The sequence below is a fragment of the Synechococcus sp. CBW1006 genome (assembly GCF_015840525.1).
GTDB lineage: Bacteria > Cyanobacteriota > Cyanobacteriia > PCC-6307 > Cyanobiaceae > CBW1002.
In genome coordinates this window covers 1,411,989-1,436,064 of the sequence record NZ_CP060396.1, presented here as the reverse complement: position 1 = coordinate 1,436,064, position 24,076 = coordinate 1,411,989, and the positions used below count along the sequence as shown (strand labels likewise).

Genomic DNA, 24,076 nt, shown 5'->3' with positions numbered 1-24,076 from the left:
GGATATCGATGTGAATGATCTGAGGGTCAGTCGGCTGTCGCAGGTGCAACCCCAGATCGAGCCCTTGCAGGTGTGTGTGCAAGGTGGTTGCCGGCCGATGCCGAAGCAGGGCATCGCGGCCAATGACGCCGCACCGCCTGGCTCGCCATCAGCCCCGCAGAACGCCGAACAACTGCCGCATCCGTTGCAGCACACTCACTTCCGTGGGTCGGTTGCACTGCTGCATCAGCTGATCGAGGCCTGCCTGCCGCTCCTGCACCATCCGGGCGATGCGCTCCAGAAGCACCGAATCCTTCTCCAGCAGCGGTTGGAGGTCACGCCGTTCCACCTCCAGCAGCAGGGTTTCACTGGTGGTTCGCACCGAGGCGCTGCGGGGCGCATCGGTGAAGAGGGTCATCTCGCCGAACACATCGCCCGGCCCGAGCGTCGCCACCCGGTGGCAGGTGGTACTCCCATCCGACTTGAGCACCTCCACGGACCCGAAGACGATCTTAAAAAGAGTGTCGCCACGATCGCCTTCGCGCACCACGGTTTCCCCTGGGCCGAAGCGCAGGCAGTGGCTTTCCCGGGCCAGGTGCTCCCGTTGGTCCGCGTCCAGGCTGCTGAAGAGGGTGTGCTCAGTCAGCAGCGCCATCCGTGCTTCCGAATCCAGAGGTTCCGCCGGAGGGGTGCCCCGGTCGGGCCGCTTGGGCCGCAGTTCGCGGACCGGATAGGGAACGCTGTGGCCGGCGCGCTTCAGGGCATACCAGATCTGGGAGAGCAGGTCGCTGCGCACGTCGTACCGGCTGGCGTCGGTGGCGTCGAAGTGCCACACCATCAGGTCGTAAACGATGGCGCTGTCGCCGTATTCGGCCACCCAGATCCGTGGGGGAGGATCGGCCAGCACCCGGGGATGCTCCTGCAGCACCGCCAGCATCAGCTGCTGCGCCTGGGCCGGCGGCAGGCTGTAATCCAGCCCCAGGCTGAAGCCGTTCCCCACCGGATCCTTCTGCCTGTACCGGCGCAGCACGGCCTGCGACACCGTGTCGTTCGGAACGACGACGCAAGCCCGATCCAAACTCATCAGGTGGGTGTTCATCAGCGTGAGTCCCACCACCGTGCCCTTCGCCTCGCCCAGGTCGATCCAGTCGCCTTCGCGGAAGGGAGGATCCAGCTGCAGAGTGATGCCGGCGAACAGGTCCTTGAGGGTTTCCTGCGCCGCCAGCCCCACCACGGCGGTGAGCACGGCAGAGGTGGTGATCAGCCCCACCAGATTGACGCCGGCGTAGTCACGCAGCACCAGTACGGTGACGGCCGCTGCCGCCAGCAGCAGCAGCAGATCCCGCAGGATCTTCGGAACAGGCGGCCACCAGCCAAGGGCCGGCGGAACCTGCAGACAGCCCCAGAGCGCCAGGCGGATCAGGGCATAGAGCACCGCCAGCGCACCGCCCGTGTCCAGCCAGCGCGCCATATCCAGGCCCAGCAGATCGATCCCCTGCAGGGGTCCGCGCAGCAGACTGGCGACGGCCTGGATCCCGAGTGCAACCAGCGGGAGAGCCAGGGGAAGAGGGGGCATGTGTGGCCGCCGCCGCACCATGGCGGCAAGGGCGAAAAGACCCACTGCCAGCCCGATCGTGAGAATGAGGCGGTCGAGGGCGGGCATGGCCATTGGCGCAAACCGCGATCATTCTGGTGCGAATGTTCCCCATGTGCCGAGCGGTCGTGAATGATCCCGCAGTGACCTTCAACCTGTTTCTGATGCTCGCCATGGGGCATTTAGTGGGGGATTTCGCGCTGCAGAGCGATCGCATGGCGGTCGAGAAGTGCCCAGGCTGCGATGTGGTGCTCTCCTGGCGCTGGTGGCTCACCGCCCATGCCGCCATCCACGGCTTCCTGGTGGCCTGGATCACCGGCGTGCCACTGCTGGGTCTGGCGGAATGGGGAATCCACACGTTCATCGACCTGGGCAAGTGCCGCGGCCTGTACCGGCTCAACACCGATCAGTTTCTCCATATTCTCTGCAAAGCCCTGTGGGCGGGGCTGGCCACAATCCCTATGTTTGCTTCAGGGTGGAGGGGATGAGAGAGGCTCGAATCCATGGCAGGTCGCCCTGAAGGCAATCCATCCACCTCCAGGACTTTGATCCGGCAGCGCCACGCCCTTCTAACTGGCCTGCTGTTACTGGTGGCTGCCAGCCAGCTGCCGGAGGTATTGGCCCAGTCATCCCTGCGGTCCACGTTCCCAGGACGACGCGTCGGAGGAGGAACTCGCGGCGAGTGCAGTTCCAGGCTGGTGGCCAACCTGGTGCCCTCCACCAGCGTGTTCGCGCCGGGCTCGTCCCTCCAGATCGGTCTGCTGGAAGGGCCGACCGCCAACCCGCGTCCCGTGCGCCTCTCCTTCCGTCCGCTCAACAGCGATGCCGCCCACTCGTCGGGTGTCGAACGGCTGCTGCCGGCGTCTCCTGCGGGTGTCACCCTGCTCGCTGTGTCGGCACTGAAAGTCCCCACCGTTTGGGAATCGGCCTACAAATGCGAGGAAGGCAGTGCCACCGCAGCCAATAATCCCCTGGCCTTCGTCCAGTCGGAATCTCCGCCAGCGGTGAGCCTGCTGGTGGCTGATAACGACAGCACGCCGGAGGACAAGCCCCTGCAGACTGCCCTGCAGCAACTGCGCAGGTTCTGTGGCTCCACCGTGCCGCGGGCCCAGGTGGCCAAGTCCTTCGGGATGACGGATGTGGTCAATGGGGAGTGGCCGGCGGAGCTGCCGGTGCGCTGTCTCTGAGCGCTGCGCCGCGCAGCTCCCAGATGTCGAGTGGCTCCTGCCGGCCCTTCACCTGCAGCTCGCCCCAGTGCTCCCACTCCAGGGCCCAGTCTTCAGGCAGTAGCGCCCGGGTCGCCGATGACACCAGCACCCGGCAGATGTTGTCCTGGCGGGTTTTGTCGATGCTCTCCAGCCGGGAGGCGCAGTTCACGGTGTCGCCGATCACGGCATATTCCAGGCGTTCACTGCTGCCCATCGAACCGGCCAGCACTTCCCCGGAGTGGATGCCGATGCGCAGGTGCATCGCCGGGGCCCCTTCGCGGGCCAGCTCCTGGTTGATGGTGTCCAGGCCGTTCTGAATGTCCAGGGCGGTTTCGATCGCGGCACGGGCATCGGCCCTGGGGCTGTTGCTCACCGGTGCTCCGAACACGGCCAGGAAGCCGTCGCCGGTGAACTTGTTCACCATGCCGCCCCGTTTGGTGATCGCCGGAACGCAGTAGGCCATCCCCCGGTTCAGCCAGCTGAGCAGTTCAGCTGGCTGGAGCTGCTCGGACACGCTGGTGAAGCTGCAGGTATCGGAGAACAGAATCGTGACCGGCAGCTGGCGGCCCTCGAAGCGTCCGTCGCTCAGCAACTCCTCTCGCTGCTCCCAGAGCTGCTTGGCCACCGCCGGGGAGGTGGTCTGGCCCAGCAGCCGCTGAATCTGCTGGCGTTGCTGCTGGCTGGCGGCGCCGCGGCGCAACCAGCCGGCACCGGCCATCAGAGAGAGGCCGGCCAGGGGGGTGACGGCACCGATCCAGGCGTGCTGAAGCCAAAGCAGTGCCACCAGCCCCCCGGCCAGTCCCAGCCCCACCAGAGCCACCGCCACCACACTGCGCCGCAGGGTCCTGAAGGCCTCCCCGAGGCCGATCCCGAGCACCACGGCCAGCAGTTCCAGGGCCAGGTCCAGCTGGCCTGAAGAGGTCCAGACATGCAGCCGCAGATCGCCATTCTGTCGTTCCAGCAGGGCCGCCACCCGCAGGGCATGGATCTCCACGCCTGGCATCAGCAGCTGCTTGGCACCACTGGTGAAGCGGGTGTGGGGAATCTCGAACAGATCCCGCAGGGATGGCGCCGTGCTGCCGATCAGCACGATGTGACCCTGGATCTGCGTCGCCGGCACCTGGCCCGCCAGCAGGGCCTGCAGATTCCAGGTGGGAAAGCTGCCCGGTTGGCGGAACGGCAGCATCTGCTGGTAGCCCGCTGCATCGAGCCCGCGGTATCCGCCGGACTCGCTCTCCAGCCAGGGGCCAGGCGCCGAGCCCTGATCGAGAGTGCCGCGCAGGGTCTTGCTGCCGCTGGCAACCTCCGCCAGCCGCAGGGCCAGAGACACGGTGGCTTCATCCTGCCCGGCCACGTGGACCAGATCGCGGCGCATCACCCCATCGGCATCCACCACCAGATCGTTGAAGCTCTGCCGTTCGGGGGGAGCTCCGGGGATCGGCTCGATGCCCTCGGCCACATTGAAGATCGTGACCAGACGGGGCTCGCTCTGCACCAGCTGCCGCAGGCAGGCCTGGTTCGGCCCCATGCCTTTGTCGCGGTACAGATCCAGGCCGATCGCCACCGCCCCCTCCTGCCCCAGCCGCTCGATGGCCCGGCAGAGCAGGCCATCCTCGATCGGCCAGCCGTAGGCCTGGATGTCGGACTCATCCAGGCCGATCATGGTGATCGGCAGAGCCTTGCCAGCCGGCGCCGGGCGTTGACTGGTGACCAGGTCGTAGAGGAGGAGATCAAGGGTTTCGGCGATCCGGCTGCGCTGCAGGCCCAGCAGCAGCAGGGCCGCCATGCCGTAGGGGGCCATGCCCTTGAGCAGGGTCAGGATGCGGCTGCGGATCCGATCACGGCTCGGCAGGGCAAAGCTCCAGCGACCCATGCCGTCGATCTTTCAGAGGAGGAATGCCCCGATTCTGGCGCCTATGTCCGATGCTGCCGCCATCGGTAGGACTGGACAGGCTGGGCAATCCAGGAGATCGCCTGCCATTGGACAGTGGTGGAACGGTTCCTGCAGCTCCTGAAGAGCAGCCCATCAATATCCACCCAACCTTCAGCCATCGAACGGCTCGATGCTGTGCTGGCGGGCGGCGACTCCGCGGAGGATCTGTCGGTGCTATCGCGCTTCATGGCAATCGCCGATATCATAAAATCGCTGAAAACGGCTGATCGATCCCGTTGGCCATACCCGTGGCATAGGCCTGGCTCGGCTATTTCTTCCTCACCGGTCTGTCGAGCCTCGACTACCGCCTCACCGATGGCTGGGCTGGATCCCGAGGGGGAAATTGCCACTCACAAGGAGAGCGGACTGGAGCGTCTGTGCGGCTGACATAATCAGTTCGTCTTTCGTCCGTCGGAAGTGATGCCGGAAGTGATGCCGGAAGCCTCGCCTCGGCCAACGCTGTCAGGTGGGCGGATCATCTTCGGCTCACTGAATCATCTCCAGATGTTGAATCCTGCATGGTGGCGGTGTTGCGTCGCCTCTTGCTCCAGTGCAAGAGCTGCACGCTGCTGCGGTACAGACAGGTCACCGATCCCTGCTGGCGCGGCCGATGGGAAAAGCTACGCGGCTTGCGGGCCTGCCTGGGCCGTTGCTAGCGCTGGACACCGTCAGCTCTGCAGGTAGGTGGTCTGGCGCAGGCTGGTTTCGAGGTGATCCATCAGGCGGCGCACTTCGCTGATCCGCAGGTCGCCGCGGCCGATCGCCGCCTCGCTGGCCACCCGTAGCCGCTCCAGCAGCAGCTCCGGGTCGTGTTCCATCGCCTCGAGCACCTCGGCGTTGGTGTTGCCGCGCACCACATGGTCGACCCGGTAGCCGCCGCCGGCCCCGAGGCGGATGTGCACGGCATCGGTGCTGCCGAACAGGTTGTGCAGGTTCCCCATCACCTCCTGGTAGGCCCCCGCCAGGAACAGGCCGATCCAGTAGGGCTCACCGGGATTCAGATCGTGCAGTTCCAACAGGGGCTTCACCTGGCCGCGGTCGATGAAGCGGGCCAGCTTGCCGTCTGAATCACAGGTGAGGTCAGCGAAGCTGCCCAGCCGGTCGGGCCGTTCGTCGAGCCGGTGGATCGGCATCACCGGGAAGAGCTGATCAATCGCCCAGGTGTCGGGAGCGGAGCGGAACACCGAGAGATTGGCGTAGTAGGTGCTGGCCAGGGCCGCCCGCAGAGCGCGCAGATCCTCGGGGATCGGCCCGCTGGCCGGCAGCTGCCCGGCGATGGCCTCGGCGCAGGCCCAGCTGAGCTGTTCGGCCATGGCCCGCTCCGGCAGGCTGAGGTAGCCGAGCCGGAAGGCGGCCAGAGCGTCGTCGCGGAACTTGATCGCGTCGTTCCAGGCCTCCTGCAGCCGCTCCAGCGGGGGAACGTCCCCGGGTTCAGCAGTGGTTGCGGCGGTGGTGTCGAGGCCTGGGGCTTCAGCCTTGGCTTCGCTGTCCCTGCCCTGCACGATCCCCGTGATGCCGTCCAGGGTGTCGCGCAGGTTGCGAACGATCAGCGGTTCGTTCTCCTGCGGCGGCGGCACGGTTCCCGGCACGCCGCTGCGGCCGAGCACATCGAACACCAGCACCGAGAAATGGCTGGCGATGGCGCGGCCGCTCTCGCTCACCAGGGTGGGGAGCGGAATCCCGTGCGGTTCGCAACACTCCCGCACCGTGGCCACCACGTCGTTGGCGTAGTTCTGCAGGGAGTAGTTGGTGGAGGCGGCGGTGGCGGTGCGGCTGCCGTCGTAGTCGATGCCGAGGCCGCCGCCCACATCGAGGAACCCCATTGGTGCCCCCAGTCGGACCAGCTGCAGATAGATCTGCCCGGCTTCCTGCAGGGCGTCCTTGAGGACGGCGATGTCGTTGATCTGGCTGCCGACGTGGAAGTGCAGCAGCTTCAGATCCCCCAGCAGGTCGGCCTTGCGCAAGGCCTCCACCGTGGCCAGCACATCCGGGATCGACAGGCCGAACTTGGCCTTCTCCCCCACCGAACTGCCCCAGCGGCCGGTGCTGCGGGTGGAGAGCTTGGCCCGGATGCCCAGGAAGGGAGCAGCCCCCAGCTCCTGGCTGGCGCGAATGATCCGTTCCACTTCATCGGCCTGCTCGATCACCACCACCGGCTGGCGACCGAGACGCCGGGCCAGGATCGCCGTCTCGATATAGCGCTGGTCCTTGTAGCCGTTGCAGATCAGCAGGGCCTCGGGGTCGTCGAGCAGCGACAGGGCAATCAGCAGTTCGGCCTTGCTGCCGGCCTCCAGGCCGAAGTGCCAGCGCCGTCCGCTCTCCACCAGCTGCTCCACCACATGGCGTTGCTGGTTGCACTTCACCGGGAAGACGCCCTGGTAACGCCCGGCGTAGCCGTACTGGGCGATGGCGCGGGCGAAGGCGGCATGGAGGCGCTCCAGCCGGTCTTCGAGGATGTCGTCGAAGCGGATCAGCAGGGGCAGCGACAGGTTGCGGCCCTGCAGCCCCTGCACCAGCTCGACCAGATCCAGGGATCCGCCCCTCTCCCCCTGGGGCTGCACCAGCACATGGCCGCGGGCATTCACCGAAAAGTAGGGATCGCCCCAGCCGTCGAGGCCGTAAAGGGAGGCGCTGTCGGCGGGGGTCCAGGTGGGAGACCCGGACGCCGCCATGGCCAGCTCGCCGGCGAGGGAGGGTTGGGCGAGCACCATGGAAACGGAGACGGAGCAGCAGGCGAAATCTAGGCAGTGCGGACCTGAAGCCCTGAGCGGCGGCCGCGGGACCGGTTGGCTGAAGCGGTGTGCTTGCCAAGCGGCAGGGCCGGCGCGGACGATGGGCCCGATCCGATGTTTCCGACTTCATGGCTGCCGAACGCACCTTTGTTGCCATCAAGCCCGATGGCGTGCAGCGCGGCCTGGTGGGCGAGATCCTCGGCCGCTTCGAGCGCAAGGGTTTCAAGCTGGTGGGCCTCAAGCAGCTCACCCCCAGCCGTGAGCTGGCAGAGAACCACTACGGCGTGCACCGTGAGCGCCCGTTCTTCGCCGGCCTGGTGGAGTTCATCACCAGCGGCCCTGTGGTGGCGATGGTGTGGGAAGGCGATGGCGTGATCGCCAGCGCCCGCAAGCTGATTGGTGCCACCAAGCCCCTCGAGGCTGAGCCCGGCACCATCCGCGGTGACCTGGCGGTGAACATCGGCCGCAATGTGATCCATGGCTCCGATGCCCCGGAAACCGCTGAGTTTGAGATCGGCCTGTGGTTCCAGCCCTCGGAGCTGAGCGAGTGGACCCCTTCCGACCAGCCGTGGCGTACCGAAGGCTGAGGCTGCCGCCTCGTTACGCAAGGCGGTGAATGGGCCCTCTCCCCGTGCTGAGCACCCAGCACCCAGCACCCCGGACACCTGCAAGTGCAGCTGGCCAGTGGAGGCAGCCTCCGACTCCGTATCGCGGGGGAACTGGGCCTCAAGCCACGTCCATGGGAGAAGGCCCCGTTGGCGGCGGTCCAGCTGTAGGGCACCGGTCCACCACTGGTGAGTGTCAGTCGCGGCCGTCGGGTGGTGCTGTTCAACGGTCTGGTGGGCGTCGTGCCGCTGGGGCGGTCCGATGGTGAAGTGTTGGCCCGAGCCTGTAACGGTGTTCGGATTGCGGGCCTTCGCCATTGAGGGGGCATCGCCCCGCCCACCTGAGCAGGGGGCTGCGCGATGCAGGGATGGAGAGCTTCACCCTGGCGGCTGAACCGGAGCCGCGTTCACCGTGCCTGACTGCCGGGCGCTCTGGGGAGAGGCACCAGGAGGAGAGACCGAAGGCGCCATGAAGCGGTCCCAACGAAACGCCTCCAGCAGGCAGGACCTGATGCCTGCGGGCAGGTCCTGCTCGACTGACTGGCCCTCCGGATCCAGGGCAAAGCCCAGCAGTTCCGCCGTGATCGCTGCCAGCAGCACGCCATTGCGGTGGTGGCCGGTGGCGAGCCAGAGCCCCTCGATCGGACTCGGGCCCAGCAGCGGCGCCTGATCCGGGGTGCAGGGGCGAAACCCCCACCAACGCTCCATGGGGGGCCACTGGCTCGCCTGAGGCAGCAAGGCCGCGATGCCGTCCTGCAACTGGCGTTGCCCGAAGGGCGTCAGCCCGTCGGCGAAGCCCGCCTCCGGCTCGCTGGTGGCTCCCACCACCAGCAGCCCGTCGTGCCGCGGCACCAGGTAGGTGCCCGGGCCGAAGATCACCCGCTGCAGGGCCTGGCGCGGCCCCTGCAGCGACAGCATCTGCCCCTTGACCGGAAACACGGGCAGCTGGGGCAGCAGCCTGGCGCTCCAGGCCCCGCCCGTGAGCACGGCGCGGCGGGCCGGCAACTGGCGCTCGTCTCCTTCGGCCGTCCGCAGGCGCACTCCCGCCAGGGCGCCACGGCCGTTCTGCTGCAGCTCCAGCACCTCGCTGCCCTCCTGGAAGGCCACACCCAGGGCCACGCAGGCCCGCTCCAGGGCGCGCATCAGCCGGCGGCGGTTGTCGATCTGGCCGTCCTGCTCAAACAGCAGACCCGCCTGCCAGCGAGGGCCGATGCCGGGTGCTTCGCGCTCCAGGGCAGCGCGGTCGAGGGGTTGGCCCCAGGCAGCCGTGGGGTAGCGGTCCCGTTCGGCGATGGTGGGGAAGGGAACCACAATGCCGCAGGGCCGCAGGCCGCAGGAGCTGCCGCCGTCCGCTTCGATCTGGGCGACCCAGGCAGGGATCCGCTGCAGCGACTGCTGACCCAGCTCCAGCAGGCTGCCCTGCAATCCTTCGGCGTGGGGCGCCAGCATGCCGGCGGCCACGAAGCCGGCGGCTTCGCTGCGGCGCCGGCTGAGCACCAGCACCGCTGTGCCGCGGCGGGCGAGCTGATGGGCGATGGCCAGGCCCATCAGCCCACCACCCAGGATCAGCACGGGGTCGCGGTCGGCAGCCGCCTGGTCCACGGGAACGTCTGGAATCGGGCCCTCCAGTGTTCCAGCTGGGCCCCGCAGGGCGCGAGTCATGCACGCACCGCTCGGCGCATGCACCGCACAGCGCTGCGATCACGACCCGCCCGGAGGCTCCAGCGGCGCTCCCCATAGGATCAGCCCACGCATGGGATCTGGAGAACGGTGATGGCAGGGGCTGCTGCAAAGGCCACGGCTGAGGCTGCCTGGGAGGCGGTGATCGGCCTCGAGACCCACGTGCAGCTGGGCACCGACAGCAAGATCTTCACCTGCGCTTCCACCGCCTTCGGCGACGACCCCAACACCCATATCGATCCGGTGGTGTGCGGCTTGCCCGGCACCCTGCCGGTACTCAACCAGCGGGTGCTCGAGTATGCGGTGAAGGCCGCCATGGCCCTCAACCTCAGGATCGCCGAGCACAGCAAGTTCGATCGCAAGCAATATTTCTATCCCGATCTGCCGAAGAACTATCAGATATCCCAGTACGACGAACCCATCGCCGAAAATGGCTGGATCGAAGTGGAGGTGGCTGAGAAGGGTAAGGAAACCTACCTGAAAACAATCGGCATCGAGCGGCTTCACATGGAGGAAGATGCCGGCAAGCTCGTGCATGCCGGCAGTGATCGCCTGGCTGGCTCCACCCATTCACTGGTGGATTACAACCGCGCCGGGGTGGCATTGGCGGAAATCGTCAGCAAGCCTGATCTACGCACCGGCCGTGAGGCCGCTGAGTATGCCTCCGAGATTCGCAGGATCATGCGTTATCTGGGCGTCAGCGACGGCAACATGCAGGAGGGTTCCCTGCGCTGCGACGTGAACATCTCCGTGCGCCGCGGAGCCGATGCCCCCTTCGGCACAAAGGTGGAGATCAAGAACATGAACTCTTTCTCTGCCATTCAGAAGGCGATTGAGTATGAGATTCAGCGGCAGATCAAGGCCTATGAGGCCGGCGAGCCGGTGGTGCAGGAAACCCGCCTCTGGGACGAAGCCAAGCAGCTCACCAAGAGCATGCGCAGCAAGGAAGGTGCCAGCGACTACCGCTACTTTCCTGACCCCGATCTTGGACCGATCGAGGTGAGCGCGGAGCAGCGGGAATCCTGGCGCGCCGAGCTTCCCGAACTTCCAGCCGCGAAGCGCCATCGCTACGCCGATCAGCTCGGCCTTTCGATCTACGACGCCCGCGTGCTCACCGATGAGCGCGCCATGGCCGAATATTTTGAAGCCGCCGTGGCTGCCGGGGGAGATCCCAAAGCCGTGACCAACTGGGTGACCGGTGACATTGCCGCGTACGTGAATGCCAACCGACTCCTGATCACCGAACTGCCGTTTCAGGCTGCCCAGCTGGCCGAGATGGTTCAGATGATCGAATCCGGAGTCATCAGCGGCAAGATCGCCAAGGAGATTCTGCCCGAACTGCTCGAGAAAGGCGGCTCACCCAAGGCGATCGTGGCGGAGCGTGGCCTTGGCATGATCAGTGATCCAGCGGCGATCACCGCCATCGTGGAGGAGCTGCTGGCAGCCCATCCCACCGAAGTCGAAGCCTTCCGGGGCGGCAAGAACAAACTCCAGGGCTTTTTCGTGGGCCAGCTGATGAAGAAGACTGGCGGCAAAGCCGATCCAAAGCTGGCCAACCAGATCCTGCTGGAGAAGCTGAAGGGCTGAGGCTTCAGGGAATACCCTTGCTCAACGCCATCTCTGGACGATCATCAAGAGATTGATCGTCGCCCAGCGGTGTTAACGACCCATACGAGCATCAAAGGTGGCGGCTGATAGCGACCACAATGGCTGAAATCCATTCTGATTTCATAGCAACCCCACCATGAGCGAGCACACCGATCAGAAACCGACTTCGCGGGAAATGGTCCGTGCCCATGCAGGCATCGTTCTTCAGCTGATCACAACAGTCAGCGCCGTTGTCATGGCGGCATCCCTGGTGCCCCTTGCCCGGCAGGCGAAAATCTGGGATGCCTGCTATTCCACTTCAGTGCAGTGGCACTCGCAGAGTACGCCGGATGACAACAGGGAAGTGATCAAGGCCTGGGCGACACGCTTCTGCAATGGCGGCTCCCTGAGGCCCAGAGAGTGACGTCCAAATCCCAGTAGGTGGTGAGCCTCTCTGGATGGAGCATTGCGTTGCCATCGAGAGCTGGCCCGCATCCATGCAGACGCGGCGATCGCGTTCTCGGTCGAGCCCGTGGCCTGGTGGGGGTGGTTCATCGTTTCTGCAGCTACGACGTGATCGTGGCTTCCGGGGAGCTGGGCCCCGAGGCCTGCGTGACACGGATGATCTCCGCTCTGACGGAGAGCTGAGCCTGCGGGCGTGCAGACGGCCTGCCAGTCCAGCAACCTGGAACAGTGTCTTGCAGAGTGAGCCGTGGCAACGATTCCTCCAGAGTGGCAGGAGTGGTTCCGGCTCAACCGCGACCGCGGCTGCGACCGCCTCGGACTGATCGAGCGGGGACTGGCCCAGGGCTTCACGGCGGAAGCCATCACCGCCGTCCTGGAGGGAGAGGCTCCATCCAGGACATGCCTTCGCTTGCCAGGGGCGGTACCGGCGGAGCCATCTCCGGGAGCTCCTCAGGCATCCTGGCTTCACTGGTTCCAGGCCCGCCTCACCGATCCACGCCAGCGTCCCCGCGCCTGGCGTCTCGATACCCCGCTGGCACAGGTGTACGAGATCCCTGGGTTCCTCTCGGCGGAGGAGTGTGACGTGATCCGGGTGGCGATCGATGGATCCCTGCAACCATCCACCGTGACCCAGGGGCCGGCGGACTATCGAACCAGCCGCACCTGTCACCTGCGGGATGGTGATCGCGCTCTGGCTGCGGATCTCGATCGACGCCTGGCGGAGCTGCTGGGCGTGGATCCGGCCTTCTCGGAGGGGCTGCAGGGGCAGCGCTACGCAGTGGGGGAGTACTTCCGCGAGCACACCGACTGGTTCACCCCCGGCACCGAGGAATACCGGCACCACACCCGCCCGGGGGGGCAGCGCACCTGGACGGTGATGATCTACCTCAATGCCGTGGAGGCCGGCGGCGAAACCCGCTTCCGCCTGCTGGATCGCTCCTTCACGCCGGTGCCGGGGCTGGCCCTGGCCTGGAACAATCTGATGGCCGATGGATCCCCCAACCCCTACGTGCTCCATGAAGCTCTGCCGGTGCGGCAAGGCTGCAAGTACGTGATCACCAAGTGGTTTCGCGCTGAGCAGGGGCGTCATTGCGGAGGGCCCGACTCAGGGCGCTGGGACCGGGGAGATCCCGTGGTGGCGATCCCGGAACGCAGTCGCCTGCCTGGAACCGCACCATCCCGTTTCACTGACTCTGACCAGCCGCCGCGAGGGCCCGTTCCACCGCTTTGGTGAGCGCATCGCTTGTTCCCCGGTTGTCGATCAGACGGTCTGCCAGGGCACGCTTGCGCTCCAGGGGCCACTGGGCGTGGATGCGACGAAGGGCCTCCGCCTCCGCTAGCCCGTCGCGGTGGAGCAGGCGCTGCCTCTGCTCGGCTGCGTCGCAATCCACCAGCCATATCTCGCTGCAGAGGTTGTCGAGACCTGCTTCAAACAGCAGCGGGATCATCAGCACCACCACCGGTTCAGCCGCCAGCCGCTGCAGCTCCTGATCGAACCGGGTTCTGACCCGCGGATGCACCAGCTGCTCCAGCCAGAGGCGCTCGGCCGCATCAGCAAAGACGATCCTGCCGAGGGCGGCGCGATCGATCGCTGCGGTGCCGTTGCTGCTGGTTTTGGCCCTCACCACCGGGCCATAGCGCGCCAACACGGCCTCCGCCCCGACACTCCCAGCGGCCAGGGCCTCGCGGGCGTAGGTGTCGGCATCCAGCACCGGCAGTCCGAAGCTTTCAGCCAGGATCCGTCCCACCGTGCTCTTGCCGCTGGCGATACCGCCTGTGAGGCCGATCCGCCGCTGCCGGCCCCGCCACCGCTCCCCCCGCGACCGGTTGCCACTGCCACTGCTGCTTCCAGTGCCACGGTTGCTGCCAACCATCCTCAGCCCCCCAACAGGCGCTGCAACCCTCGGGTCAACAGGGTGGCGAGGTCGGCGTCCAGCCAGTCGGTCTGGCGGCCGCCGGACTCCAGGTTCTGCAGCTCCTGTTCGCCGGCACGACGTTCAACCTCGTCCTGCCGCCGGCGCCGCTCCTGGTCCCGTTGCTCCTCCTCCATGCGGGCGGCGTGGTGCAGCAGTCCGCCCGCATGGGCCCATTCCATCAACTGCCGCAGTTCGCCGGCATCGAGCCAGAGCCCGTGGTCGCGGCAGCGGTCCACGATCACGCCACTGCGCTTGCCGTAGAGGCTGCGGTTCATCAGGTCGTCGCAGACGGGGCAGTGGCGGTAGCGCAGCGGTGGGCTGCTGCCGGCTGCCTGCTCCACCAGGCTGTTCAGCCTGGGGCCGTCGATGTCGATCGATGGTCGTACCGCCTGGCTCAGCAGCTGCTCCAGCACGCCGTGGCCCAGGAACAGCCCCAGGCAGGTGTGGCAGCGGCCCACCACCAGCGGCGGATCGCCCCCCAGCCGCAGCTCCTCCAGGGACTGGCGGCAATCCGGGCAGCTGAGATCCTGCATCGGGCCGATCGATTCGGCCTGCACCCAGCTCTGCAGGTCCACGTCCTGGCGGCTGCCGCAGTAGGCGCAGACCACGGCCTGGGGGGGAAGGGGTGCGGCGCAGCAGGCGCACTTCATGGCTCTGGCACCGCTGGAGGAATGGGCGGAGGGGGTGGTGGCGCCTGCAGCAGCACCGCCAGCTCGGGCAGATCGGCGGCCCGTTGCCAGGTCTCCAGGCCCGGATGCCACAAAAGGCTGGCGGCTGTGAGCTGGCCCTGGTCCCGCAGCACCAGCAGCTGCTCGGCGGTGTAGGGCCCGAGCTGCTGCTGGCCTGCCAGCAGGTGGTAGTGGCGGGCAGGTGTGCCGGCCCCCGGCCATGCGCCTGCTCCTGGAGCTGCTGCCGGCGGCCCCGAGGCTGCCGCCGTTCCAGCCAGCCGTTGGGCCATCGCCAGGCCGATACCCATCCCCACCCCGGCCGCCGCCTCGCCGCCGGGATTGGCCGCCGCCTTTTCCATGGCGATGCCGGCCTGATAGGTGGTGAAGGCCTGCAGGTCGCCGCTGAGGGCGATCTGGTTGCGGCGATCGAGGGCCGCCTCCACTTCCGGCGGCAGCGACAGGTTCTCGATCAGCAGGCTGGTGAAGGCCAGTCCGTAGCCCTCCACCTCCTGCGCCAGTCGTTGGCCCAGCTCGCCAGCCAGTTCGTCGTAGTTGGCCGCCAGGTCCAGCACGGGGTGCTCGCTCTCGCCCAGCAGGTCGGCCAGGCGGGTCACGATCAGGTTGCGCAGCTGCTCGCTGATCCCCTCGATGTTGAAGTGCGGTTGGCTGCCGGTCACTTCGCGCATCAGCTGGGCCGGATCCCGCACCTGCAGGGCGTAGGTGCCGAATCCCCGCAGCCGCACCGGCCCCAGCTCCCGGTCGCGCACCAGCACCGGGTGGCGGGTGCCCCATTTGAGGGTGGTGAACTGGCGGGTGGCGACGAACACCACCTCCGCCTTGAACGGGCTCTCGAACCCGTAGGGCAGGGAGAGCAGGCTGGTAAGGAAGGGAAGGTTGCGGGTCTCCAGCACATAGCGGCCCGGCCCGAAACCATCGGCGATGCGCCCCTCGTTCACGAACACGGCCCACTGGCCTGGGCGCACCGTGAGCTGGGCGCCCATCTTGATGGCGTTGCCCTGGCGCGGAAACCGCCACACCAGGGTGGCTCCGGCATCGGCATCGGGGCCCTCAGACTCCCCCTGCTCGGGCCATTCGATGACGTCGATGAACTCGCTGCGCACCTTCTCCCAGATCGCCATCGGCGTCGTGCTGCGGCCTTGAACGCAGGCTAGGGGGGTTGCCAGCGTCCGTCAGGGCAGGATTGGCCCAGGCGTTTCCAAGCCGCGTGGTTGGCCGCCTGCCGTTTCCGCCGCCGCCGTTCCATGTCCGCCGGTTCCCTCTCCGCCCTCTGGCATCCGATCACCGGCGGCGTCACGGCGCCGGCCGGGTTCCTGGCCGCGGCGGTCACGGCCGGCCTGAAGCCCTCGGGCAACCCGGATCTTTGCCTGGTGCTGGCCCCGGAGGGGGCCATCTGCGCCGGCACCTTCACCACCTCGCTGGTGCGCGCCGCCTGCGTTGACCTCTGCGCCGAGCGGCTGGCGGCCAGCGGCGGCCGGGCCCGGGCGGTGCTCACCAACTCCGGCCAGGCCAATGCCTGCACCGGCGATCGCGGCCTGATCGACAGCCTGCGGGCCACCCAGGCGGTGGCCGATCGGCTGGGCCTGGCGGCCGAGGAGGTGCTGATCTGCTCCACCGGTGTGATCGGCGTGCCGATCCCGATGGACACCCTGGTGGCGGGCCTCGATCCGCTGGTGGCCGCGCTCAGCCCCGAGGGCGGCGCCGCTGCCGCCACGGCGATCCTCACCACGGATCTGATCGACAAACAACTGGCCCTGGAGGCGGATCTGGGCGGCCGGCGGGTGCGCCTCGGCGGCATGGCCAAGGGCTCGGGGATGATCCACCCCGACATGGCCACGATGCTGGGCACCCTCACCTGCGATGCCGGTGTGCCTGCCGAGCTGTGGCAGGCGATGGTGCGGCGGGCGGTGGATCGCTCCTTCAATGCGATCACGGTGGACGGCGACACCAGCACCAATGACACCTACCTGGCGTTTGCAGCCGGCGAGCCCTTGAGCCCCGAGCACTTCGACGCGCTGGAGGCCGGCCTGACGGCGGTGTCGCAACACCTGGCCCGCGCCATCGCCCGCGACGGCGAGGGCGCCACCTGCCTGATCGAGGTGCGGGTGGAGGGGGCAGCCGATGAGGCCGGCGCCCGCGCCATGGCCCGCACCATCTGCGGCTCGTCGCTGGTGAAGTGCGCCGTGCACGGCCGCGACCCCAACTGGGGCCGGATCGTGGCAGCGGCGGGCCGCGCCGGCGTGGCTTTCGATCCGGAGGCGGTGGCCCTCTGGCTGGGGGAGCACCAATTGATGGCGGCCGGCCAGCCCCTGGCCTTCGATCGCCCGGCCGCTTCGCAGTATCTGAAGGATCGCGCCGCCGGTAGTTATCTCGGCGGGCCTGGACCCGGCGGCGACACGGTGCTGATCCGCCTGGTGGTGGGCGAGGGTCCCGGCCAGGGCTGCGCCTGGGGCTGCGATCTCTCCGACCAGTACGTGCGCATCAACGCCGATTACACGACCTAGGCAGAGATCCGGGCTTGGTTTCTGCGGTCGTTGCGGGTCCTGCGGCAGCGATCCGAGCAGTAGCGAACCTCCTCCCAGACGTCCTTCCATTTCTTGCGCCACTGAAAGGGCCTGCCGCAGGCCTGGCAGACCTTGGTGGGTCGCTCTGCGTGATGGGGCATCAGGGAAGTGGGCGCCGAGCCACGGTCCGTTACAAAATGCAATATTATGACGTTGGTCATCGAGCGGGTCCTCTGGGTCCGCTTTTTTGTGGGCAGATGACTGGCTGGAATCGGGCGACTGCTCAGACTTTCACGGCGGCAGCTCAGGACGGGCCCAAAGCAGTCCCAGCTCGGATGCCCGCATGAACGAGGACCCGGCGGCCCAATGGCGTGAATGCCATCCTGAAATTCGGAGGAGGAATCGGCGAGGTTGATCGATCCCGTATCTGGCAATCACCAGAGCTCGCGACAAGCGTCATTGCGCCATGAGTGCCTTACGAATCGCATTGGCTGACAGCCGTGCTGCTTCCACCGATGGGTGGGAATGCTCGTCACGATAAAGAACCTCGCCATCTCGACCAAGGTAGGTGCATTCCTTACGCGAGCAGAAGATATCGAAAAGATCCACCACTGTGATCTTCCGAGTCCTTTCTTGCTCTCGTAAAATCATGTCCAACTTGGATCGCCTCACCAGAGATACTTCTTTATTGGGAATCGGGCAGTGATTCCCCGGCGGTCGGAACCACTGAGGGATGGCGTTCACGGGCTTGCAGTTCGCCTCGCGGGCAAACGGAAGGCCGTGAAGCACGGCAAGGTGAACCCCTTTGGAGGAGAGCTCCTGGGAGAGCTCCTCCAATCCTCGCTTAAATTGTTGACGCCGCCTTTGAGCTCTGCCCGTATCTGCTGCTGGCGTGAGATCTGATAAATCGTTGATCAGAAAGACCAAATCTCCTCTGCGCAGATCTTTCATCAATGAGGGCGCGACTTGCTCCCAGTAATACGTGTTTGCTTCTTTATACGCGCTGAAGTTATCCATCCCTTTGACGGGAGACGCCCCCCAGGATGACGTGATCGTAATGGCGTAGCCATCTCTCTTGACCAGCTTACTGAAGGCTTGCACAAATGCTGCAGAGAATGAATTACCCAGCACCAGCACCCGACGCTTTGCCTTGTCTGGGTCGCCCAATGTGCATCCGGCAGAGGTGATGATCTTGCCAGCCTCTGAGTTTTCAGTCAGCACGCATGGCCGCCCTTGCCACGCACGACCTGTTCCTGAAAGGGTAAACTTCTGCAGAAGGGATTCCACTCCCCTGGCGGCAAGTTCAAGCTGCTCTCCGGTATAAAGAGAAATCGGCAGCCTCTGCAGGCCGATCACCAAGCCAGCCGTGCCTGCGGATGCGCTGATCGCAAAGCCGATCGTTTTCCATCGCATTGCGGACCACTCCGCTCGACGCAAAGGTGTCTCGACATATCGATAGGAGAGAATTCCCAAGGCAAGCATCAGCGCCACTTGGACGGGGATCGACCACCAGCGAATCCCAATCGTCCATCGGCTGATCGAGAGAATTCCCCAATGCCAAAGATAGAGAGAGTATGAAATCAGGCCAATGTACGTTATCTTGTCATTAGTCAAAACAGCGTACATCAACGTCCCCTTTCTCAGGCATGCAATCATCACTGCCGTGGCGATAACGACGGCAAGCGTGCCGATGACAGCCAGCTCCAAAGGCAGCCATAGGATCGCCACCAGGCAGGCGGCAACGGCCAGGGGTGGCAGGGATTCTGTCCACCGCAGCAGTTGACTGGGATGCCTCAGGCCCAGAAACAGCAAGCTCCCCGCCCCGATTTCCCAGAACCGAGGCGGCATCAGAAAATAAGCTGCTGGCTGATTCACTTGATAGAGATAAAGGAATCCGATCAGTGATGCGACGGAGAGAAGCCCAGTCACCCAGAGCAGATTGGATTCACCCCTGACCGTGGCGCGGCCGAATCCTGAGAACCAAATCAAAAATGGATAAACAAGATAAAACTGCTCCTCGACCCCCAGAGACCAGGTGTGGGTAAATGGATTCAGCTCGGTTGAAGAGGCAAAATAGTCAGTTGCCGATCCGTAAAGGCTGAGATTGGAGATGCCAAACATCCCTTTCCATGCAAGCCCAAGTTCGTTGTACGGTTCGGGGTTGAAAAAGCAGATCAACAGACTGGTAATGACCGTGAAGAGAGCCAAGGCTGGGATCAGCCTTTTGAGGCGCCTGGCATAGAAGCCGAGGAAGAAGTCCTGGAGCGACTCACTGCGGTGATTGGCCAGAGACGAGGTGATGACAAAGCCAGACATCACGAAAAAGATGTCCACGCCGAGATAGCCACTGGGCATGGCGTTCTTGTTGATGTGATTCACGATAACGGCGATCACCGCCAGCGCCCTTAGACCATCAATCTCGGGCCTGTAGTTGGATTTTCTGACCTCTCCTTCTGCGACAATGCTTTTCAAGGCCTGGCTGTCCTGGTTTCCGAAGATTCTGCAGGGCCGATGGTTTGGCATGAACCCGCTGAGTTGCCACGGATTTCTTCCCCAGCAGAGCCTCGATGCCGCGATCGACTCCTCCATCGCCAGCCCCCCCTCTGCGCCAGGGGTGCCTGGGTTCTACCCGCAGCTTCGGTGGCTGCTCTGGCTGGTGCTCGCCCTGGCGCCCCAAGCGGGCCCTGCGGCTGACGCTGAGCGCTGCGGGGCCCTGCTCGATCGCCGCAATGCGCTGGCGGAGCAGGCCATGGCCGCGGAGATCCACCTGGCCAGCACCGTGCGCGACCGACTGTGCCCGGCGTTGAATCGCCGCGCCGATGGCGCCAATGCCAACCCGGAATCGGCGGGCGCGGCGGACCTGCAACAGGAGCCCTTCGATTTCGGCGGCTATGTGGAGTGCCGCCATCGGGCTGAGGCGGAGTTGGCACGCAGCCGCGCGGTGTTGTATCGCAATCAACTGGGCTTTCCCTTCTATACGCAGGCCGGTGCCGACCTGGGCCGTCAATCGGATCGGCTGGTGCAGGAGCGGATCCGGTCAGGCTGCCCCGGCCAGTCCTGAGAGCCGGGGGCCGTTCTCCTGATCCGGCAGGCAGGATGGCGGCACAGTTGCAAGGTTCTGTGATGGCCGCCGCGGCCCCGCCCACCTCCAGACCGCGGCCGAATCCCTGGCTCGGGCCCCTGCTGGTTGGCGTCTGTTTCGGGGTGGGATATGGCCTCACCCAGCGCCTGCTGACCCTCAACCTGCCAGGCCTGATTCACCTCGGCCAGGGTTTTTCCCTCAAGCCATTCCCCGGTACCGGCCTGGAGGCCCTGAGGCAGCGCTTCGGCCAGGAGGGTCAGCAGATCCGCGGTGATCTCGACCTGCTGGAACTGGAGGCCCAGTCCCGCCAACAGGAGCAGGAGATGCGCAAGCGGCAGGACGCTCTCGATGCCGAAGAGAGGCATCAGGCTGAGGCCCCCGACCCTCTGGCGATGCCGGAGCCTGAGCGACCGCAGGAGGGTGGTGGGGGGGGAGCCCAGGCGACACCCCCCGCTGGACCCTCGGCCTCGACTTCCGCGCGTCAAGCTGCTCCGGAGGCAGTGGCACCCCTGCCGAGCCAGACGACCTCCGACTTGGCCCCGCCGCCGCCACCCAGCCCCGCTCCGCTGCCGTGAGCCTTCACAGTGCCAACCCCCGGCTGCCACAGTGACGGCAGCACCAGTCCCGAGATGAGCGCGCCCCAGTCCCTCTTCCAGGCGGCCGTCAACCGCTTCACGGCCCGGCTGGGCAGTGGCCTGGCCGATGCCGCGGCAGGACTGGCCGCGCTCGCCCAGGAGGCCCCCGAACGGCTGCAGCAGGAATGGGAACTGTTCTGGCAGGAAGTGGAACTGGAAGCTGAACGCTTGGAGAGGAGCGCGGGCACCTCAGCCGGTGCGGCCGGCGCTTCTGTTTCGTCGTCTCCCTTTGAGGGGGATGGCACGCCCGGCGAGGCTTTCGCCCGTGATGCGGGTGCCTCTCGCTTCCCCCGGGAGACCCAGGCCCAGATCGATGCGCTACGGGCCCAGGTGGCCGCCATCGCGCGCCGCCTCGACGAACGGCCCGCGGTGCAGGACTGAACACCATGACGGTCAGCGGCGTCGCGGGCTCGGGTCACGCGGTCACAGCTCAGGCGGTCAGCGGTGTCGCGGCTGGTGCGCCAACCCGTGGCATCGGTTCGTGGCGCCGTGCACGGCTCGATGACGCCACTCGGATCTGGCGGCCGCTGCGGATCTGGGGCCTCACTCTGAAACTGTTGGCCAGCCTCTGGTGGGATGGCCGTCGCTGGAGTTATCCCGGTGGCTTCACGCCGGAGCGACTGGCGGCACGGCAGCGCCGCCGGGCCCGCTGGCTCACCCAACAATTCCTCTCGTTGGGCTCGGCCTTCATCAAGCTCGGCCAGCTGTTGTCAGCCCGTCCTGATGTGCTGCCCGCCGATGTGGTGGAGGAACTCTCCCATCTGCAGGACCGGGTGCCCGCCTTTCCGTTTTCCGTGGTGGAGGGTCTGCTGGAGCAGGAACTGGGCGAGCGTTGCGCCGAGATCCTCGATCTCGAGGAGGTGCCTCTCGGCTCGGCCAGCCTGGCCCAGGTGCACCGCGCCAGCCTGCGCAGCGGCCGCCAGGTGGTGTTCAAGGTGCAGCGCCCCGGCCTGGAGCGCCTTTTCCGCCTCGATCTGGAGGTGCTGCAGCAGGTGGCGGCGGCCGTGCAGCGCCACCCCCGCTGGGGCGAGGGGCGCGACTGGATCGGCATTGCCAAGGAATGCCGCCGCGTGCTGCTGCGGGAGCTTGATTTCCGCCTGGAGGCCGAGCATGCCGCCCGCTTTCGTCAGCAGTTCCTGGAGGATCCGGGCATCCGCATCCCGGCAGTGGTGTGGGAACTGAGCAGCCGCCGCGTGCTCTGCCTGGATTACGTGCCGGGCATCAAGATCACCGACCGGCCAGCCCTGGTGGCCGCGGGGATCGAGCCCGCCGCCGTGGCGGAGAAGGGCGCCGCCAGTTATCTGCAACAGCTGGTGCGCTTCGGCTTCTTCCATGCCGATCCCCACCCCGGCAACCTGGCCGTGGCAACCGATGGTGCCCTCATCTATTACGACTTCGGCATGATGGGGCAGATTTCGGAGCGGCTGCGCAGCCGCCTCGGCCGCATGGTGCGAGCCGCCGCGGCGCGGGATGCCACCACCTTGGTGGAGGAATTGCAGCAGGCCGGTGTGATCGCCGAGGGCGTTGATCTCGGACCGGTCCGGCGTCTGGTGCGGGTGATGCTCACCGAGGCGCTCACACCTCCGTTCAGCTCCAACGTGCTGCAGAAGCTGTCCGGAGATCTCTATGACCTCGTCTATGGCCAGCCATTCCGCCTGCCGCCGGAACTGATCTTCGTGATGCGGGCCCTCTCCACCTTCGAGGGGGTGGGCCGCAGCCTCGATCCCGGCTTTAGCCTGGTTTCCATTGCCCGCCCTTACCTGCTGCCCCTGATGACTGCCAGTGGGTCCGGCCCCAACGATCTGATCAACGAGCTGGGTCGCCAGGCGGCCGAAGTCGGCAGCCGCGCCCTGGGCATCCCCCGTCGCCTCGATGAGAGCCTGGCCCGCATCGAGCAGGGGGATCTGCAGGTGCAGATCCGTGCCGGTGAAACCGACCGGCTGCTGCGGCGCCTGGCCCTGGCGCAGCAGAGTGCCGGTCAGTCCTTCCTGCTGGGCGGCCTGGCCGTTGCAGCCGCTCTGCTGGCAGCCAGCGCCAGGCCTGCCCTGGTGGCGATTCCACTGGTTCTCGGTCTGCCGGTGGCAACGGGATGGCTGAAGCTGCAGTCGCGGCTGCAGCGGGATGGCCGGATCGATCAGCTGCAGGGTGGCGGCAAGGGCTGATCAGCCCTTGCCGCGGGGGCCGCGGTCCACGGCGCCGGCGTAGACGGCCTGGTTCCCCAGTTCGTCTTCGATGCGCAGCAGCTGGTTGTACTTGGCCACCCGCTCGGAGCGGCTCAGGGAGCCGGTCTTGATCTGGCCGGCCCGGGTGGCCACCGCCAGGTCGGCGATGGTCACGTCTTCGGTTTCGCCGCTGCGGTGGCTGATCACGCTGGTGTAGCCGGCCCGGCCGGCCAGGTCGATCGCCTGCAGGGTCTCGGTGAGGGAACCGATCTGGTTCACCTTGATCAGGATCGAGTTGGCCACGCCCCGGTCGATGCCCTGCTGCAGCCGCTCAGTGTTGGTCACGAACAGATCGTCGCCCACCAGCTGCACCGTGCCGCCCAGCTTCTGGGTGAGCAGATCCCAGCCATCCCAGTCGTCTTCCGCCAGGCCATCTTCGATCGACACGATCGGGAAACGGCTCACCAGGGCCGCCAGCTGATCCACCATCTCGGCGCTGGTGTAGTGGCTGCCGCCGAAGGCATAGCGACCGTCCTTGAAGAACTCGGTGCTGGCCACGTCGAGGGCCAGGGAGATCTGATCACCAGCGCGGTAGCCGGCCTTCTCGATCGCCTTGACCAGCAGCTCGCCGGCGGCATCGTTGCTGGCCAGATCCGGCGCGAAACCGCCCTCGTCGCCCACGGCGGTGGAGAGGCCCTGGTCGTGCAGCAGACCCTTGAGGGTGTGGAACACCTCGGCCCCCATGCGCAGGGCTTCGCGGAAGCTGTTGGCGCCGTGGGGCACCAGCATGAACTCCTGAAAATCAAGGTTGTTGGTGGCGTGGGCGCCGCCGTTGATCACGTTCATCAGGGGCACCGGCAGCAGATTCGCCATCGGACCGCCCAGGTAGCGGTAGAGGGGCAGATTGAGCCCCTTGGCGGCGGCCTGGGCCACCGCCAGACTCACGGCCAGGATGGCATTGGCGCCCAGCACGGATTTGTTGTCACTGCCGTCCAGTTCCGCCATGGCGTTGTCCACCGCCACCTGGTCGAGGGCGCTGAGGCCGCAGAGGGCCGGCGCGATCCGCTCTTCGATGTTGGTCACGGCCTGGGTCACGCCTTTGCCGAAGTAGGCCTTGCCGCCGTCGCGCAGTTCATGGGCCTCATGGGCACCGGTACTGGCGCCGCTGGGCACGATCGCCCGGGCGTTGGCGCCACCCTCGAGGTAGACCTCGGCTTCCACGGTGGGGGTGCCGCGGGAGTCGAGCACCTCGCGGGCAACGATGGAATCGATGACGAGGTCGAGGGAATCGATCACGTAGGCCGCTCT

At 66.4% G+C, this 24,076-nt stretch carries 21 protein-coding genes; 11 read left to right on the top strand and 10 right to left on the bottom strand.

Going from position 1 to position 24,076, the window contains the following annotated elements; genetic code table 11:
* Positions 1-148 precede the first annotated feature (148 nt).
* A complete protein-coding gene (locus H8F26_RS06830; protein WP_197158476.1) occupies positions 149-1,642 on the bottom strand; it encodes a mechanosensitive ion channel family protein in 1,494 nt (497 codons plus the stop codon).
* Between the two features lie 44 nt (positions 1,643-1,686).
* Between H8F26_RS06830 and H8F26_RS06825 the strand changes: the two genes are divergently transcribed.
* Both H8F26_RS06825 and H8F26_RS06820 read left to right on the top strand, forming a co-directional pair.
* Complete coding sequence (locus H8F26_RS06825; RefSeq protein ID WP_231605516.1) at positions 1,687-2,061, top strand: DUF3307 domain-containing protein; 375 nt, start codon at positions 1,687-1,689, stop codon at positions 2,059-2,061.
* A 15-nt stretch (positions 2,062-2,076) separates the two neighbouring features.
* Positions 2,077-2,760: a hypothetical protein gene (locus H8F26_RS06820; protein WP_197158475.1), complete on the top strand. Its 684-nt coding sequence runs from the start codon at positions 2,077-2,079 to the stop codon at positions 2,758-2,760.
* Here the strand turns inward: H8F26_RS06820 and H8F26_RS06815 are convergent.
* Both H8F26_RS06815 and speA read right to left on the bottom strand, forming a co-directional pair.
* The gene (locus H8F26_RS06815; RefSeq protein WP_197158473.1) at positions 2,717-4,654 is read right to left on the bottom strand and encodes an adenylate/guanylate cyclase domain-containing protein; all 1,938 of its coding nucleotides are present in this window, start codon (positions 4,652-4,654) and stop codon (positions 2,717-2,719) included. The two genes, H8F26_RS06820 and H8F26_RS06815, sit on opposite strands and share 44 nt — an antisense overlap.
* Positions 4,655-5,382: 728 nt before the next feature.
* On the bottom strand, positions 5,383-7,386 hold the full coding sequence (speA, locus tag H8F26_RS06810) for a biosynthetic arginine decarboxylase (RefSeq protein ID WP_197159035.1): 2,004 nt from the start codon (positions 7,384-7,386) through the stop codon (positions 5,383-5,385).
* A 188-nt stretch (positions 7,387-7,574) separates the two neighbouring features.
* Between speA and ndk the strand changes: the two genes are divergently transcribed.
* Positions 7,575-8,033, top strand: coding sequence for a nucleoside-diphosphate kinase (gene ndk, locus H8F26_RS06805; protein WP_197158471.1), 459 nt, complete (start codon positions 7,575-7,577; stop codon positions 8,031-8,033).
* Between the two features lie 396 nt (positions 8,034-8,429).
* Here the strand turns inward: ndk and H8F26_RS06800 are convergent, their stop codons facing one another.
* The gene (locus H8F26_RS06800; RefSeq protein WP_231598217.1) at positions 8,430-9,599 is read right to left on the bottom strand and encodes an FAD-dependent oxidoreductase; all 1,170 of its coding nucleotides are present in this window, start codon (positions 9,597-9,599) and stop codon (positions 8,430-8,432) included.
* A gap of 225 nt (positions 9,600-9,824) precedes the next feature.
* Between H8F26_RS06800 and gatB the strand changes: the two genes are divergently transcribed.
* The 3 genes from gatB (at position 9,825) to H8F26_RS06785 (ending at position 13,017) form a co-directional block, all read left to right on the top strand.
* Positions 9,825-11,318: an Asp-tRNA(Asn)/Glu-tRNA(Gln) amidotransferase subunit GatB gene (gene gatB, locus H8F26_RS06795; protein WP_197158467.1), complete on the top strand. Its 1,494-nt coding sequence runs from the start codon at positions 9,825-9,827 to the stop codon at positions 11,316-11,318.
* A gap of 157 nt (positions 11,319-11,475) precedes the next feature.
* On the top strand, positions 11,476-11,742 hold the full coding sequence (locus H8F26_RS06790) for a hypothetical protein (protein ID WP_197158465.1): 267 nt from the start codon (positions 11,476-11,478) through the stop codon (positions 11,740-11,742).
* Between the two features lie 288 nt (positions 11,743-12,030).
* Positions 12,031-13,017, top strand: coding sequence for a 2OG-Fe(II) oxygenase (locus tag H8F26_RS06785; RefSeq protein WP_197158463.1), 987 nt, complete (start codon positions 12,031-12,033; stop codon positions 13,015-13,017).
* Here the strand turns inward: H8F26_RS06785 and coaE are convergent.
* From coaE to H8F26_RS06770, 3 genes are read right to left on the bottom strand one after another with little or no spacing between them, the layout of a single operon-like run.
* Complete coding sequence (gene coaE / locus H8F26_RS06780; RefSeq protein ID WP_197158461.1) at positions 12,968-13,657, bottom strand: dephospho-CoA kinase; 690 nt, start codon at positions 13,655-13,657, stop codon at positions 12,968-12,970. The genes H8F26_RS06785 and coaE overlap by 50 nt on opposite strands.
* Before the next feature lie 2 nt (positions 13,658-13,659).
* Positions 13,660-14,349, bottom strand: a complete 690-nt coding sequence (locus H8F26_RS06775; RefSeq protein WP_197158460.1) for a zf-TFIIB domain-containing protein — start codon at positions 14,347-14,349, stop codon at positions 13,660-13,662.
* Positions 14,346-15,506 (bottom strand): SPFH domain-containing protein, encoded by a 1,161-nt coding sequence (locus tag H8F26_RS06770; RefSeq protein WP_197158458.1) that lies wholly within the window; start codon positions 15,504-15,506, stop codon positions 14,346-14,348. Before H8F26_RS06770 ends, H8F26_RS06775 begins: the two co-directional genes overlap by 4 nt.
* Before the next feature lie 123 nt (positions 15,507-15,629).
* Here H8F26_RS06770 and argJ point away from each other — a divergent pair, with 123 nt between their 5' ends.
* Positions 15,630-16,889, top strand: coding sequence for a bifunctional glutamate N-acetyltransferase/amino-acid acetyltransferase ArgJ (gene argJ, locus H8F26_RS06765; RefSeq protein ID WP_197158456.1), 1,260 nt, complete (start codon positions 15,630-15,632; stop codon positions 16,887-16,889).
* Here the strand turns inward: argJ and H8F26_RS06760 are convergent.
* A complete protein-coding gene (locus H8F26_RS06760) occupies positions 16,886-17,050 on the bottom strand; it encodes a DUF2256 domain-containing protein (protein WP_197158454.1) in 165 nt (54 codons plus the stop codon). The genes argJ and H8F26_RS06760 overlap by 4 nt on opposite strands.
* 295 nt (positions 17,051-17,345) lie before the next feature.
* Positions 17,346-19,361 carry an acyltransferase family protein gene (locus tag H8F26_RS06755; protein WP_231605514.1) on the bottom strand — a complete coding sequence of 672 codons (2,016 nt, stop codon included), beginning with the start codon at positions 19,359-19,361 and terminating at the stop codon, positions 17,346-17,348.
* 49 nt (positions 19,362-19,410) lie between these two features.
* On the opposite strand from H8F26_RS06755, the gene H8F26_RS06750 reads away from it, so the two are divergent.
* The 4 genes from H8F26_RS06750 to H8F26_RS06735 all read left to right on the top strand — a co-directional run bounded on the left by H8F26_RS06750 (position 19,411) and on the right by H8F26_RS06735 (position 22,768).
* Positions 19,411-19,950, top strand: coding sequence for a hypothetical protein (locus tag H8F26_RS06750; RefSeq protein WP_197158450.1), 540 nt, complete (start codon positions 19,411-19,413; stop codon positions 19,948-19,950).
* Positions 19,951-20,012: 62 nt separating this feature from the next.
* On the top strand, positions 20,013-20,546 hold the full coding sequence (locus H8F26_RS06745; RefSeq protein ID WP_197158449.1) for a hypothetical protein: 534 nt from the start codon (positions 20,013-20,015) through the stop codon (positions 20,544-20,546).
* 54 nt (positions 20,547-20,600) lie between these two features.
* Entirely contained in the window at positions 20,601-20,987 is a 387-nt protein-coding gene (locus tag H8F26_RS06740; RefSeq protein ID WP_197158447.1) for a hypothetical protein, read from the top strand.
* Between the two features lie 5 nt (positions 20,988-20,992).
* Positions 20,993-22,768, top strand: a complete 1,776-nt coding sequence (locus H8F26_RS06735) for an AarF/ABC1/UbiB kinase family protein (protein ID WP_197158445.1) — start codon at positions 20,993-20,995, stop codon at positions 22,766-22,768.
* Here the strand turns inward: H8F26_RS06735 and eno are convergent, their stop codons facing one another.
* Complete coding sequence (eno, locus tag H8F26_RS06730) at positions 22,769-24,064, bottom strand: phosphopyruvate hydratase (RefSeq protein ID WP_197158443.1); 1,296 nt, start codon at positions 24,062-24,064, stop codon at positions 22,769-22,771.
* Between the last annotated feature and the right edge of the window lie 12 nt (positions 24,065-24,076).

What these genes read in the sequence shown, in the direction of transcription:
- H8F26_RS06770 (WP_197158458.1), bottom strand. Translation starts at nt 15,506, where the DNA reads ATGGCGATCTGGGAGAAGGTGCGCAGCGAGTTCATCGACGTCATCGAA.
- H8F26_RS06750 (WP_197158450.1), top strand. Translation starts at nt 19,411, where the DNA reads ATGAACCCGCTGAGTTGCCACGGATTTCTTCCCCAGCAGAGCCTCGAT.
- speA (WP_197159035.1), bottom strand. Translation starts at nt 7,386, where the DNA reads ATGGCGGCGTCCGGGTCTCCCACCTGGACCCCCGCCGACAGCGCCTCC.
- H8F26_RS06760 (WP_197158454.1), bottom strand. Translation starts at nt 17,050, where the DNA reads ATGCCCCATCACGCAGAGCGACCCACCAAGGTCTGCCAGGCCTGCGGC.
- coaE (WP_197158461.1), bottom strand. Translation starts at nt 13,657, where the DNA reads ATGGTTGGCAGCAACCGTGGCACTGGAAGCAGCAGTGGCAGTGGCAAC.
- ndk (WP_197158471.1), top strand. Translation starts at nt 7,575, where the DNA reads ATGGCTGCCGAACGCACCTTTGTTGCCATCAAGCCCGATGGCGTGCAG.
- H8F26_RS06745 (WP_197158449.1), top strand. Translation starts at nt 20,013, where the DNA reads ATGGCCGCCGCGGCCCCGCCCACCTCCAGACCGCGGCCGAATCCCTGG.
- argJ (WP_197158456.1), top strand. Translation starts at nt 15,630, where the DNA reads ATGTCCGCCGGTTCCCTCTCCGCCCTCTGGCATCCGATCACCGGCGGC.
- H8F26_RS06735 (WP_197158445.1), top strand. Translation starts at nt 20,993, where the DNA reads ATGACGGTCAGCGGCGTCGCGGGCTCGGGTCACGCGGTCACAGCTCAG.
- H8F26_RS06775 (WP_197158460.1), bottom strand. Translation starts at nt 14,349, where the DNA reads ATGAAGTGCGCCTGCTGCGCCGCACCCCTTCCCCCCCAGGCCGTGGTC.
- H8F26_RS06800 (WP_231598217.1), bottom strand. Translation starts at nt 9,599, where the DNA reads ATGGGCCTGGCCATCGCCCATCAGCTCGCCCGCCGCGGCACAGCGGTG.
- H8F26_RS06825 (WP_231605516.1), top strand. Translation starts at nt 1,687, where the DNA reads ATGTGCCGAGCGGTCGTGAATGATCCCGCAGTGACCTTCAACCTGTTT.
- H8F26_RS06790 (WP_197158465.1), top strand. Translation starts at nt 11,476, where the DNA reads ATGAGCGAGCACACCGATCAGAAACCGACTTCGCGGGAAATGGTCCGT.
- H8F26_RS06740 (WP_197158447.1), top strand. Translation starts at nt 20,601, where the DNA reads ATGAGCGCGCCCCAGTCCCTCTTCCAGGCGGCCGTCAACCGCTTCACG.
- H8F26_RS06830 (WP_197158476.1), bottom strand. Translation starts at nt 1,642, where the DNA reads ATGCCCGCCCTCGACCGCCTCATTCTCACGATCGGGCTGGCAGTGGGT.
- H8F26_RS06820 (WP_197158475.1), top strand. Translation starts at nt 2,077, where the DNA reads ATGGCAGGTCGCCCTGAAGGCAATCCATCCACCTCCAGGACTTTGATC.
- H8F26_RS06815 (WP_197158473.1), bottom strand. Translation starts at nt 4,654, where the DNA reads ATGGGTCGCTGGAGCTTTGCCCTGCCGAGCCGTGATCGGATCCGCAGC.
- gatB (WP_197158467.1), top strand. Translation starts at nt 9,825, where the DNA reads ATGGCAGGGGCTGCTGCAAAGGCCACGGCTGAGGCTGCCTGGGAGGCG.